Origin of the sequence: Streptomyces sp. NPDC051578, from assembly GCF_044454045.1 — a bacterium.
Classification (GTDB): domain Bacteria; phylum Actinomycetota; class Actinomycetes; order Streptomycetales; family Streptomycetaceae; genus Streptomyces.
This window is the reverse complement of record NZ_JBITDH010000001.1, coordinates 1,538,551-1,552,009: the sequence shown is the minus strand read 5'-3', so window position 1 is coordinate 1,552,009 and position 13,459 is coordinate 1,538,551. Positions and strand designations below refer to the sequence as shown.

9 protein-coding genes are annotated in these 13,459 nt (G+C 75.9%); 8 read left to right on the top strand and 1 reads right to left on the bottom strand.

The window, feature by feature from the left end:
• Window positions 1-9: 9 nt before the first annotated feature.
• Window positions 10-405, top strand: coding sequence for a superoxide dismutase, Ni (sodN, locus tag ACIA6C_RS06870; protein WP_190183382.1), 396 nt, complete (start codon window positions 10-12; stop codon window positions 403-405).
• A gap of 85 nt (window positions 406-490) precedes the next feature.
• Here sodN and ACIA6C_RS06865 read toward each other — a convergent pair whose 3' ends face one another.
• Window positions 491-673: a DUF6104 family protein gene (locus ACIA6C_RS06865; RefSeq protein WP_136215066.1), complete on the bottom strand. Its 183-nt coding sequence runs from the start codon at window positions 671-673 to the stop codon at window positions 491-493.
• A 122-nt stretch (window positions 674-795) separates the two neighbouring features.
• Between ACIA6C_RS06865 and ACIA6C_RS06860 the strand changes: the two genes are divergently transcribed.
• The 7 genes from ACIA6C_RS06860 (at window position 796) to fxsT (ending at window position 13,409) form a co-directional block, all read left to right on the top strand.
• Window positions 796-2,898 carry a trypsin-like peptidase domain-containing protein gene (locus ACIA6C_RS06860; RefSeq protein ID WP_399273410.1) on the top strand — a complete coding sequence of 701 codons (2,103 nt, stop codon included), beginning with the start codon at window positions 796-798 and terminating at the stop codon, window positions 2,896-2,898.
• Window positions 2,899-3,094: 196 nt separating this feature from the next.
• Complete coding sequence (locus tag ACIA6C_RS06855; RefSeq protein ID WP_399273408.1) at window positions 3,095-4,108, top strand: AAA family ATPase; 1,014 nt, start codon at window positions 3,095-3,097, stop codon at window positions 4,106-4,108.
• A gap of 5 nt (window positions 4,109-4,113) precedes the next feature.
• Window positions 4,114-7,287 carry an SAV_2336 N-terminal domain-related protein gene (locus tag ACIA6C_RS06850; protein ID WP_399273406.1) on the top strand — a complete coding sequence of 1,058 codons (3,174 nt, stop codon included), beginning with the start codon at window positions 4,114-4,116 and terminating at the stop codon, window positions 7,285-7,287.
• Between the two features lie 95 nt (window positions 7,288-7,382).
• Window positions 7,383-7,577, top strand: coding sequence for an FxSxx-COOH cyclophane-containing RiPP peptide (gene fxsA, locus ACIA6C_RS06845; protein WP_366082671.1), 195 nt, complete (start codon window positions 7,383-7,385; stop codon window positions 7,575-7,577).
• 111 nt (window positions 7,578-7,688) lie between these two features.
• Window positions 7,689-9,083 carry an FxsB family cyclophane-forming radical SAM/SPASM peptide maturase gene (locus ACIA6C_RS06840; RefSeq protein ID WP_399273403.1) on the top strand — a complete coding sequence of 465 codons (1,395 nt, stop codon included), beginning with the start codon at window positions 7,689-7,691 and terminating at the stop codon, window positions 9,081-9,083.
• A complete protein-coding gene (locus ACIA6C_RS06835) occupies window positions 9,080-10,333 on the top strand; it encodes an aKG-HExxH-type peptide beta-hydroxylase (protein ID WP_399273401.1) in 1,254 nt (417 codons plus the stop codon). Before ACIA6C_RS06840 ends, ACIA6C_RS06835 begins: the two co-directional genes overlap by 4 nt.
• A 73-nt stretch (window positions 10,334-10,406) precedes the next feature.
• Complete coding sequence (gene fxsT, locus ACIA6C_RS06830) at window positions 10,407-13,409, top strand: FxSxx-COOH system tetratricopeptide repeat protein (protein ID WP_399273399.1); 3,003 nt, start codon at window positions 10,407-10,409, stop codon at window positions 13,407-13,409.
• The last annotated feature ends 50 nt before the right edge of the window (window positions 13,410-13,459 follow it).

Sequence of the window (13,459 nt, the reverse complement as noted above, 5' to 3'; positions counted from 1 at the left end):
ACCAACTCCATGCTTACCCGCCTCTTCGCCCCCAAGGCGAAGGTCTCCGCCCACTGTGACCTGCCGTGCGGCGTGTACGACCCGGCCCAGGCCCGCATCGAGGCCGAGTCGGTCAAGGCCGTTCAGGAGAAGTACCAGGCCAACGAGGACGCCGACTTCCGCGCGCGCGCCATCACCATCAAGGAGCAGCGCGCCGAGCTCGCCAAGCACCACGTCTCGGTGCTGTGGAGCGACTACTTCAAGCCGCCGCACTTCGAGAAGTACCCCCAGCTGCACACCCTGGTCAACGACACCCTCAAGGCCCTCTCGGCCGCGAAGGCGTCCAACGACCCGGCGACCGGCCAGAAGGCCCTCGAACTCATCGCCGAGATCGACCGCATCTTCTGGGAGACCAAGGCCGCCTGATCCGGGCCCCGGCCCGATGGAGCAGCCCGATGCAGAAGGGGCCCGACCGCTGACGGTCGGGCCCCTTCGGCGTACGCGGGGGTGGCTACTCGTCGTCCTCGGCGTCGTCGAGGCGGGCCAGCCAGGTCGCCAGGCGCTCCACCGGGACCTCGAAGTCCGGGTTGAGGTCGACGAAGGTGCGGAGCTGTTCGGCGAGCCACTCGAAGGTGACCTCCTCCTCGCCGCGCCGCTTCTCCAGCTCCTCGATGCCGCGATCGGTGAAGTACAAGTCCGGCTCCGTAAGACGTGATGGGGTGTTTCCCGCCAGGATAATCCGCGTATCACAGACACCTCCCGTCCTCCCTGCACCCGGCGCTAGCCTTGACCGACTCGACCTGAGGGGGGCAGCGGATGCCGGACGGGCGCACGGGCGGCTCCGCGCGCGCCTTCGAGCTTCTGGAACCCCTCGTCAAGGCCGCCACCGTACGCGTCCACGCGCCCGCGGACGGGTATGGAACCCCTGGGACCGGTCCGACCTGGGGCAGCGGCTTCTTCATCGCCCCCGGGTGGGTCCTCACGTGCGCGCACGTGATCGGCGAAGGGGGTGCTGCGGTGCGTCTGGCGGGCCGGGAGGTCGGCATCACCTTCTCCGTCGCCGGCTCCCCCGGGGCGGCGGGAGCCACGGGCACGGTCGCCGGCCGCGTGGAATGCGTACTGCCGGAACGGCTGGAGGAACGCCGGCCCGCGCCGCGCGCCCTGTGGGACCTGCCGGACCTGGCCCTGGTACGGGTGCTCGCGCCGATTTCGCACGCCTGCGTCTGGCTGACCGACCGGGCCAGGCCCCGCCTGGACGAAGCCGCGTACTTCGGCGTCACCGAAGACCTCGGGGTACGGGAGATCACCGGCCGCACCACCCGGCTGCGCGGCACCGCCGCGAACGGCGCGGCGATCCGCCTCGGCGACGACGACGAGATCGAACCCGGCATGTCCGGCGGACCTCTGGTGGACCTGGCGCGCGGCGAGGTCATCGGGATCGTCAAGGCCCGCCGGCAGGCGGGCGGCGGGGGCATCGCCGTGTCGGTCGCGCAGCTGCGGACCCTGCCCATGGGAGCGGCCGGACAGGTCGGCCTGTACCGGAGGGTGATGCAGGGCCACGACCTGTACCACTACGACCAGCACGTCAGCGACCTGGACAGCCGCCGGACCTGGACCGACGTCCACGACGAGCTGCCCTCGGAGGACGAGGACACCAACGGCGGACCGGAGCGCCCCACCCGCCTCGGCCGTCTCACCCGCCTCACCCCGGGTGAGCGCACCACCCTGTGCGGGCTGCTCGCCGAACTGCCGCCGCCCGGCTCCTCCGAGGCCGTCCGCGCCCTCGCCGAAGCCGCCCGCGGCGAGGAACCCGACACGGGCTTACCCGCCCCGCTGACCTGGCGCGACGGCCTCGGCCTGCTCCACGACCCGCCGGGCACCGGCGGCGAGGCCGCGGCGATGCTCCGCTACGCCACCGACGTCAGCGTCGCCGACCACCGCGAACCGCCCGCGCCCGGCGCCGACGAGGAACTGTGGGACTGGGTACGGGCGACCGCGGCGCGGCTGTGGCGGCCGCTGCGCCGCGAACTGGGCGAGCGCCACGAGCGCGGCCTCGCGGAACGCGAACGGCGCCGGCGGACCTCCGCCGGGCAGATGGTGCACGGCCCCTTCCGGCCGGCGGTGGGAGCGCCGCCCCCGGGGCCGTCGGTCCTGCTGGAGGCCTGGGCCCAGGTGTGGGAGGACGTCTACGACTGGCGGGTCTCGGTCCTGGCCGGCCCGGACCGCCCCGGGGAGGCGACCCCCCTGGCCTCCGGAACCCGGGTCACCCTGGCGGCCCTGCCCGAGGCCGTACGGGCGCCGCTCGCCGAGGGGTTCCGGCGGTGCGACACCCACGAGGCGGCCGCGCTGCTGGAGGTGGTCGTGGCACAGGAGCTGTTCCGGCTCCCGGTGGACGAGTGGACGGTGTCGGGCGGGGTCCCGGTCGGCGTGCAGCGGCCCGTGGTGCTGCGCCACCCGGGCGGCGACCCGCCTGCGGAAGCCGCCGAGCGGTGGGCGAGGGTGCAGGCGGGCCCGCTGCTGGGCCGGCGCGCCGACTGCTCACGGGGCCGCAAGTGGCGCCCGGCGCCGGGGTGGCTGGCCGCCCTGGTGGACCACACGGTGCCGGTGCTGTGCCGGGACGCGGGCGAGGACCCGACGCTCGCGATGCTGCACGACGCCCGGGAGGCCGGGTACGGGGTGGTGGTGTGCCGGCGGCCCCCGGCCGACCCCAGGGCGTCCTGCGAGCCGTTCCACCGCGGCCTGCGCGAGGAACTGGCCGACGCCGGGCGCGGGGCGGTGCTCCCGGCCCGGCTCCAGACGCTGCGGGGACGGGCGTACGGGGCGGACCCGGACGCCTACTGGGCGGTGGGGACGGCGCTGCTGTGGCAGGACCCCCGGCGACCGCTCCCCGAGGACGAACCGCTCCAGGGGGACCTGTGAGGGCGTGTCCGGCGGCACTCCGCCGCACCGGCCATGGGCATGACCGAGCGGGGGCGCACGACCGGGGGCCCGGCCGCAGGACCGCGCAGGGGAACGGCCACGGTTGCGGCGCGCACGGGAACGGCCGAGGCCCCGGCCACACGACCGGGCACGGGAACGACCGACGGCACGCGCACACGACCGAGGGGGCGGGCACATGACCGAGGAGTGGCTCATCTACCGGGGCGTCGGGGACCCCCACGACGGGATCGACGCCCTGCCGGACCCGCCGCCCTGGCGGGACTTCGACGGCGGCCCCGCCGCGGACGGCCCCGGAGCCGCGGGCGCCCCCGACGAGAACGTGGCCCGCCGCCTCGGCGCGCACCGGCAGGCCGCCGAGCTGCACCGCCCCGAACCGGAGGAGCTGGAGGCCATCAACGCCGCGCTGTACCTGCGGCGGCCGCTGCTCGTGACCGGCTATCCCGGGACGGGCAAGTCCACCCTCGCCCACGCCGTCGCCCACGAACTGAAACTGGGCCGCGTCCTGCGCTGGCCCGTCGTCTCGCGCACCGTCCTCCAGGAGGGGCTCTACCGCTACGACGCCATAGCGCGCCTCCAGGACGTACAGATCGCCGCCAGTGGCGGAACGCCCGCCGCCGCGGCGCCCGGCATCGGCAAGTACATCCGGCTCGGACCGCTGGGAACGGCGCTGCTGCCCACCACGCGCCCCCGGGTGCTCCTCATCGACGAACTCGACAAGAGCGACATAGACCTTCCCAACGACCTCCTCAACGTGCTGGAGGAAGGGGAGTTCACCCTCCCCGAGCTGGAACGGGTGGCGGACACCGAACCCGAGGTGCGCGTCCTCACCGACGACGGCACCAAAGTGACCGTCCGGGACGGCCGCATCCGCTGCCGGGCCTTCCCCTTCATCATCTTGACCAGCAACGGCGAGCGGGACTTCCCCGCCGCGCTGCTCAGGCGGTGCATCCAGCTCAAGCTCGGCCAGCCCGGCGAGAAACGGCTCGCCACCATGGTGCGGGCGCACCTGGGGGAGGAGGCCGCCCAGCTGGGCGCCGAGCTGATCCGGGAGTTCCTCAGCCGCTCGCAGTCCGAGCTGGTCGCCGCCGACCAGCTGCTCAACGCCATCTACCTGACCCACTACGCCGCCCCGCCCACCCGGGAGGACCTCGCCGACCTGCTCATCCAGCGCCTCGACCGGCCGAGGTGACCCCCGTGGTCCCCGCACCCGTGCCCCCCTCCGAGCCCATACGCGACCTCGCCGCGCTGCTGCGGGGAGCGGGGCTCGACCCGTCCGCCGAGGAGCTCGCCGACGCGCTGTGGCTCGCCGGCCGGACCAGGGGGCCGGCCGGGGCGCCGAACGGGACGGACGGGCCGGCCCGGGAGCCGGAACCGCGGCCCGGGCCGCAGGCGGGCCCGCAGGAGGAGGCCCCGCGCGCGGAGGACCCCGTACGGGAAGAGCCCGAGCCGCGCGACGCGGTCCGGCTGTACGCCCCGCGCGGCGGCGGTACGGCGGACGCCGACGCCGAACTCCCGGCCGCGGGCGGGGTACCCGTGCGGGTGCCCGGCGCGGCGGCGCTGCCCCGGATCCTGGAGATCCAGCGGGCCCTGCGCGCCCTCCAGCGGCACCGGCCGCCCGGACCGCCCACCCGGACCGTCCTCGACGAGGCCGCCACCGCCGAGGCCAGCGCACGGGCCCTCGGGCTGGTCGTCCCCGTGTTCCGGCCGGAGAGCCGGCGCGAGGCGACCGTACGCCTCGTCATGGACGCCTCGCCGTCGATGGCGGTGTGGCACGACATGTTCGAGGAACTGCGGTCCGTGTGCGAACGGCTGGGGGCCTTCCGCGACGTCCAGGTCTACTACCTGCACCGGTTGGCGGACGGCACCGCCGCCGTCGGCCGGGGCCCGCACCCCGCCGCCGGGCTCCGCTCCGGCGACCAGGTGCGCGACCCCACCGGCCGGGCGCTGACCATGGTCGTCTCCGACTGCGCCGGGCCCGTGTGGCGCGAGGGCCGGGCGCAGCGCCTGCTGTACCGGTGGGCCCAGTGCACCCCCTGCGCGGTGGTGCAGCCGCTGCCGCAGCGCCTGTGGAACCGCAGCCGGCTGCCGACCGAGCGCGGGGTGCTGACCCGTACGGAAGGAGGCCCGCGCAAGCTGGAGTTCCGCCCGGACCGGCCGCCCCGGCCCGGGCGGCCCACCGGCGGGCTGACCGTGCCCGTGCTCCCGCCGAACGCCGCCGCGCTCGGCGCCTGGGCCCGCCTCGTCGCCGGGCTCGGGACCGGGCCCGTACCGGCCGAGGTCGGGCGGGTACTGCCGCGACACCCCGCGGGGGCCGAACCCCCGCCCCGGGCCGCACGGCCGCCGCGGGAGCTGGTGCGCCGCTTCCGCTCCTCGGCCGCGCCCGGCGCGGTGCGACTCGCCCTGTACCTCGCGGCGGCCCCCCTGACGCTGCCCGTGATGCGGCTCGTACAGCGCACGATGCTGCCCGACTCGGAACCCTCCGACCTCGCCGAGGTGCTGCTGAGCGGGCTGCTGCGGCGGGCGCCGGAGGCCGGGTGGTACGAGTTCACCCCCGGCGTGCAGGACGTGCTGCTGGGGCCGCTCGGCCGGGACGAGGCCGCGCTGGTGCTCAAGCACTGCTCCGAATACGTACGGGCCCACTTCGGGCGGGGCGTGCGCAACTTCCCCGCCCTCGCCGTCTCGCAGCTGACCGGCGCCCCCCTGGAGGCCGACGGCGAACGGGTGCCCGCCGGGCGGCTCCCGCAGGCCTTCGCCCAGGTCTCGGCGAAGGTGGTGCGCCGCTACCTGCCCGGGCCGCCGCCCGAGGCGGACACCGAACCGCCGCCGGCCGCGCCCGCCCGGGAGTGGGCCGTACGCACGGCCCGGGCCCGGATCGCCGAGGGCGGCCGGCGCGGCCTGTACGAGGCCGTCACCCTGCTGCGCCGGGCCGTGTCGGCGCCGCCCGGCCCCGCCGACGCGGCGGAGGAGGCCGAGCTCGAACTCGCGGGGGCGCTGCTGCGGCTGTGGGCGCTCCAGCGGGACCCGGAGCTCCTCGCGGAGGCCGAGCGGGCCCTGACCGGGCTGGGCGGCCCGGCGGCCCGGGCGGCGCGGGGCAAGGTGCTGTACGAGCGGGCCCTGGCCGGGGACGTACCGGACGCGGAGCTCCTGGCCGCGGCCGAGCGGGAGTTCGCGGCGGTCGCGGCCGCTCCCGGCCCGGACCGGGAGTTCCGGCTCGACTGCGTGGTACGGCGGACCCGGGCCCTGGTCCGCCTCGGCGAGCTGCGCGGCGACCCGGGGCCGCTGCGGGAGGCCAGGGCCGCGCTGGAGGCCGCCGGGGAGGCCGAGCCCGGCGTCGGCCCGGCCCTCGGGCGGGTCCTGCTCGCCCTGCTGCCGCACACCACCGACCCGGCGGAACGCTCCGCCCTGGCGGAACTGGCCGCGGGCCGGCTGCTCGTGGACCCATACGCCGGCCCGCGGGAACGGGCCCGGGCCAGGGTGGAGCAGGCCACGGCGCTGCGGTACCTGCCCGCGCGGCTGGAGGAGGCGGCCGGGCAGCTGGCCCTGGCCCTGGAGGAGGACGAGGAGGACGAGGAGGCCGAGGAGACGGGAGAGGGCTCCGGGCCCGAGGAGAGCGGGGAGCCGCAGCTGCGGCTGGCGGCGCTGGTGTGCCTGGCGCGGGTGCACCGGGCGCGGTACGCGCGGGACGGGGACCCGGCGGCCCTGGACGACGCGGCCGCGGCGTACGCGCGGGCCCGCAGGCTGATCCCCAGGGACGGGGACGTCTACGGGGAGCTGCTGCCCGAGTGGGGCGACGTACTCCTGGACCGGGCGGCGGCCGCCGGCGCCGACGGGCGGCGGTACACGTCCACCGCCGTACGGGTGCTGCGCGAGAGCCGGGCCGCGGTGCCCCAGTCGGACCCCCGCTCGGCGCGGAGGCTGCTGCGGCTGGCGGCGGGGCTGCGGCTGCGCCACTCCTACGAGGGCGACCTGGTGGACCTGCGGGAGGCCGAGCACCTGCTGGAGCTGGCCGCACGGCAGAGCCGCGACCCCCTGGAGCAGGCCCGGGCGTGGCGGGAGCACGGGGACGTCCAGCAGGAGATCCACGCCCACACGCGGGGCGTGGACCGGCTCGACCGGGCGGCCGACTCCTACCGCAGGGCGTGGCGCGCGGCCCTGGCCGCGGGCGGTGACGACCTGGAGCAGGTGGCCGTGGAACTGGCCGCGCGGGTGCAGGAGCTGCGCGGCGAGGTGCTGGAACGGCTGGAGCGGCCCAGGGGCGCGCTGGAGGCCTACCGGGCGGCGCTGGAGCTGTGGCTGCGGGCAGGCGCGCCGGCAGCCCGCGTGACATGGGTGGGCGAACGCATCCGCGCCCTGGAGCCGGGCCCGTGACCGGCCGGGGGCCGGGTACCGCCGCGGCCGTTTCCGGCGGCCACGGGAAGGGAAGGGGCAGTGGACCATACGGCCAAGAGGGGGACGGGCGAGCCATGGTGACTCAGGATCAGGAAGTTCCGACGGCCCGGCGGGAGTGCGGCGGGCGGTTGCCGGACCTGTCCGGACTGGATCTGGCCGGGCTGCGCGGGATCGGGCACCCGGTGCTCGCCGAGGTGATCGAAGGCCTGGTGGAGCGGGTCACGCACCCCGCCGAGATACTCAACGCCTTCGACTCGGGGGTGGTGTGAGCGGGGGGAGTTGACCACTTTTGGCCGTTAGTCCGGCTCGTCCGCAGGGCAGGGATGCACCGTCCGCCGGGGTACCTCCGGGGAGGCGGCGGGGGAGGGAGGCGCAGGCCGATGACGCAAGCGATCACGAGCGACGCCGTGCTGCCCGCCCACCGGCCGCCACCGGCGGCGGCGGACCCCGGCGCCCCGCACGTGCTGCCTGCGCACCGGCCGTTACCGGCGGCGGCGGCGGACCCCGGCGCCCCGCACGCGCTGCCCGCCCACCGGCCGTTACCGGCGGCGGCGACGGCGGACCCCGGTGACCCGCACGTGCGTCACGCCCCCTGGCCCTACGCCCGGCTCGACGTGGCCGCCCTGCGCGCCGCCGGTCACCTCGCCTCGCCCGTCCGGCAGTTCGTGCTGAAGACGCACAGCCGCTGCAACCTCGCCTGCACCTACTGCTACGTGTACGAAATGGCCGACCAGTCCTGGCGCGACCGCCCCGCCGTGATGTCCGCCGCCACCGTCCGCCGCGCCGCCGAGCGGATCGCCGAACACGCCGCCGCCCACCGGCTGACCCGGGTCGACCTCGTCCTGCACGGCGGCGAGCCCCTGCTCACCGGCCCCGCTGCGCTCGCCGCGCCCGTCGAGGCGGTACGGGCCGCCGTCGGGCCCGGCACCCGGGTCACCGCCACCGTCCAGACCAACGCCACCCTCCTCACCCGCGGCCGGCTCGACGCGCTCACCGCCGCCGGCATCCGCGTCGGCGTCAGCCTCGACGGCGGCCTGCCCGCGCACAACGCCCGCCGCGCCGACCACGCCGGACGCCCCGGATTCGCGGCCGCGGCGCGCGGGCTGCGGCTGCTCGCCCGGAACCCCGCCGGATACGCGGGCGTGCTCTGCGTCATCGACCTCGCCCAGGACCCCGTCGAGGTGTACGAGTCGCTGCTCGACTTCGCCCCGCCCGCCCTCGGCCTGCTCCTGCCCCTGGCCAACTGGAGCGACCCGCCGCCCGCCCACCGCCCGCACGCGACCCCGTACGCCGACTGGCTGATCGCCGTCTTCGAACGCTGGTGGCACGACGGGGAGCGCCGCACCCGCGTACGCATCTTCGAGGAGATCATCGCCCTGCTGCTCGGACTGCCCACCGCCACCGAGACCCTCGGCCTGGCCCCCGCCGCGACCGCCGTCATCGAGACGGACGGCAGCATCGAGCAGGCCGATTCGCTGAAATCCGCCTACGAGGGCGCGGCCGCGACCGGCCTCCACATCGACACCGACGGCTTCGACCGGCTCCTGGAACACCCCGGGTTCGCCGCCCGCCAGCTCGGACGGGACGCCCTGGCCGCCGAATGCCGCGCCTGCGAGCTCGTCGAAGTGTGCGGCGGCGGCCACTACCCGCACCGCTACCGCGCCGGCGAGGGGTTCCGCCGGCCCTCCGTGTACTGCGCCGACCTCCAGGCCCTCATCCGGCACGTCGCGCGCGCCCTGCACGCGGCCGCCGCCACCGGGCGGGCCGCCTCATGAGCGAAGCACCGGCCGCCCTCGCCCCCTTCGCCGTCACCTCCCCGACCCTGAGCGCCCTCGCCTCCACCGAACCCTCGCCGGAAGGCACCCGGCTCGTGCGCGACGTACGCCGCTCCAAGCGGCTGCTCCTGCTGCGCGCCGTGCTCGACCGGGCCCCCGGCGCCGAGACCGCCGAGCACTGGGCGCTGCTGGAGGAGGCGGAACGGCACGACCCCGGCGCGGTACGGGACGTACTGCACTACCCCGCCACCGGGGTGTGGGCCGAGGAGACCCTGCGCCGGCTGCACGAGCCGGACGGTCCCCCCGCCGACCTCGGGCACCTGGGGGCGCTGGCCGCCGCCGCCGCGCTGCGCGCCGGGATCACCTTCAAGGTCACCCTGCGCCCCGCGGGAGGCCGGCTCGTCCTGCCCACCCTCGGACTGCTGCGGCCCGACCGGCCCGGCCTCCTCGCCGTGACCGAGCGGTCCTGGGCCACCGCCCCCGATCCGCTCCCGCTGCACGCCCTGCCCGACGGCCGTACCGCCCTCGACGACCTCGACCCCTACCGAGCGCCCGCCCGCGACGAGCCCGCCCACGTGCGCCCCGCCCGGCGGCTCACCCCCAAGGGGCACAAGCGCTGGGACACCCAGTGGTCCGGCGCCCTCACCCTGCTGCGGCGCTACGACTCCGCCCGCGCGGACGAGATCGGCCGCCTGCTGCGCTCCGTCGTCCCGCTGGCCGGCGGAGCGCGCTCCAGCGGAGCGACCCTGCCCGCAGCCGCCGGATCCGTCCTGGCCCGGGCGCAGGCCCCGCCCGCCCTGGCGGCGACCCTCGTCCACGAGGTCCAGCACGGGAAGCTCACCGCCCTCGCCGACGTCCTGACCCTGCACACCGCCGACCGCACGCCGCGCCACTGGGCGCCCTGGCGCAGCGACCCCCGGCCGCTCGACGGGCTGCTGCACGGCGCGTACGCCCACCTGGCCCTCGCCGGCTACTGGCAGCGCGCCGCCCTCTACGGGGCGCGCGGCGCCTGGGCCCGGCACGCACGGCTGCGCGCCCAGGTGGCGGCCGTACTGCCCGCCATCCGCGCCCACCCGCAACTGACCGGCACGGGGCGTGAGTTCACCGACGCCATGGCGGCGGCGGAGCGGGCCATGGACGAACTGCCACCGCCCGGCGACCAGCACGCCACCGCCCGCCGCGCCCTGGAACGCGAACGCCGCGCCTGGTGCGAGAAGCATCCCGAACTCGCCGAGTTCGCCGGTTCCTGAGGGGCCCTGACGGACCGTCCGTTGCGGTACCTTTTCAACCCCGTCCACCGCCCGGTTCCAGGGAGACGGCCGCATGACCACCGCCATTCGGCAGGACCGCGACGGAGCGGCGCAGCCGCCGCAGCGCTTCGTCATCAGCTTCGCGGGATTCAACCGCCCCTGGGCCGTCTGGATCGCCCACCGCCTGGAGGAACACGGCCACCGCGTGGCCCTCCAGCGATGGGACCCGCAGAGCAGCCCCGGAGTCACCGAAGCCCTCGACGACCTGGCCCGGGCCGGGGGCAAGGTCCTCGTCGTCCTCAGCGAACGGTACTTCTCCGCCGGCACCCACACCGAGGAGGAGTGGAACACGGCCCTGCGCACCGTCACCGAGCACCACCCCGACCGGTTCGCCGCCGTGTGCCTCACCGATGCCCCGCTCCCGAGCGCCGTGGCCGCCCTGGAGAAGACCGACCTGTGGGGCCTGGACGCCTACGAGGCCGAGTACCGGGTGCTGCGCCGGCTGGAACTGCCCACCGACCGGATCGGCATCGAGAGCGGCCGCCGCGGCCCCCGCTTCCCCAACGACCCGCCCGAGATCTGGGGCCGGGTACCGCGCCGCAACCCGCGCTTCACCGGCCGCAACGACGTCATCGGCCGTCTGCGCGCCGCCCTCACCGAAGCCCCGCCCGGGGCGTCCACGGTCACCCTGCTCGGCCTGTCCGGGGTGGGCAAGACACAGGTCGCCACCGAGTACGCCTACCGCTTCGCCTCCGAGTACGACGTGGTGTGGTGGGTCCCGGCCGAGGACCGGCCCACCCTGCGCGAGCGGCTCGCGGACCTGGCGCCCGCGCTCGGGCTGCCCGAAGGCGCCGGCAGCTACGGCGAGCAGATCCGGGCCGTGCTGGAAGCGCTGCGGCGCGGCAACCCGTACTACCGCTGGCTGCTGGTCTTCGACGGCTGCGACAACCCCGACGACCTCACCGACCTGCTGCCCTCCGGCGCCGGCGACGTCATCATCACCTCCCGCAACCGGGAGTGGGCGGCCCGCCACACCAGCCTCGTCGAAGTCCCGCTGTACGCGCGCCCCGAGTCGGTGACCTTCATCCGCCGCCGGGCCGGACGGCTCACCGCCGCCGAGGCCGACCAGCTCGCCGAGGCGCTGGAGGACTACCCGCTCGCCCTCGACCAGACCGCCGGCTGGCTCGCCGACTCACCGATCGGCGTCGGCGAGTACCTGCACCTGCTGCAGAGCCGGCTCGACTCGCACGAGGCCGTCACCCTCTCCGACGACTACCCGCTGCCCTTCCCCACCGCCCTGGCGATACTCCTCAACAACGTGCGGGAGAACTTCCCGGACGCCCTCGCCCTGCTGCGGCTGTTCGTCTTCTTCGCCCCCGGCCGGGTCCCGCTGCGGCTGCTGAGCGAGTTCCCCGCGGACGACGTGCCCGAGCAGCTCGCCGGGCTGATCAACGACCAGATCCGGTGGAACGCCGCCCTCAACAAACTCGTGCAGTTCTCCGTCGTCCGGCTGGAGTACTCCGACCTCGCCGTCGAGGAGGGCGGCGGCCTGGAGACCGTCCAACTGCACCGCATGGTCCACAACATCGTCCGCGGAGACCTCGGCGACGACGAGGCCGAGGAACTGTCCCGCGTCGTACGCCAGGTCCTCGCCGCCGCCGACCCCGGCCGCCCCTCCGACTCCCGCCTGTGGCCCCGCTACGCCGAACTCGTCCCGCACCTGGAACCCGCCGGGGTCCTGCGCAGCTCCAACCCGCGCATCCAGAACTTCCTGCTGCACTGCCTGCGCTACCTGCTGCGCGCCGGCGAGTACCGCACATGCCTGCGGCTGGCCGAACAGACCGACGGGATCTGGCGGGCCATGCTCGGCGAGGACCACGACCAGGTCCGCGAGCTCAGCTACCACTACGGCGGCGCGCTGCGGATGCTCGGCCACTTCCGCCAGGCCGAGAGCCTCGCCAAGTCCCGGGCCGAGCGATTGGTGGCCGAACGCGGCCCGCGCGACCTCGAATCGCTGCGCGCCACCAGCTCGTACGCCGGGGTCCTGCTCAACACCGCCAAGTTCGAGCGGGCCCGCGAACTGCTGGAACACGCCTTCACCAGCTACCGTGAGCTGCTCGGCGAGGACGACGCCACCACCTTGGCCGCGCAGAACAACGTCGCCGTCGTCCTGCGCCTCCTCGGGCGCTACCAGGAGGCCTACGACACCGACCTCGACACCCTGCGCCGCCGCGAACGCGTCCTGCGGGTACGGCACATCGCCACCCTGTCGTCCGGCATCGGCTGCGCGATGGGCCTGCGCCTGATGGGCCGCTACCGGGAGGCCCTGGCCCGCCAGGAGCAAGGCCTCAAGGTCAACGCCCAGGTACTGGGCACCAACCACCCGCAGACCCTGCGCGCCGAACACAACCTCGGCATGTGCCTGCGCCGCTCCGGGGACATCCCCGGCGCCGGGGCCCGGCTGCGCAGCGTGCTGGAACGCTCGACGCGGGTGTTCGGCGCGGAATTCCCCTGGACGCTGATGGTGGCCTCCGACTACGCCACCTACCTGCGCGAGTACGGCGACGTGGACGAGGCCCGGCGGATCTCGGAGGACGTCGTGCGGGGCTACCAGTCGCAGCTGGGCCTGGCCCACCCGTACAGCATCGGCACGGTCGGCAACCTCGGGCTGGTGCTGAGGGCGCAGGGCGAGCGGGTGGAGGCGCTGAGCCTCGCGGAGCAGGCGCTGGTCGGCATGCGGGGCGCGCTGGGCGACCGGCACCCCTGGACGCTGGGCTGCGCCCTCAACGCCAGCGGCCACCGGAACATCACCGGGCGGCTGGAGGACGCGGTGGAGCTGAGCCGGGAGACGCTGCGGGGTGCGGAACAGGTGCTGGGCCCGGACCACCCGATGACGCTGAGCGCGCAGATCGCCCTGGCCGCGGACCTGAGGGCGGTGCGGGAGGACGCGGAGGCGGCCAAGCACGAGGACGCGGGCCTCAAGGCCCTGACCCGCACCCTGGGCGCCCAGCACGTCCACACGGTCTCGGCCCGCCAGCAAACCCGCCCCTACTGGGACTTCGAACCCCAGCCGTAACACCCGCCCCGCCCCCGGACAGCCGGAAGGCCCGGCCCCTTTCGGGGCCG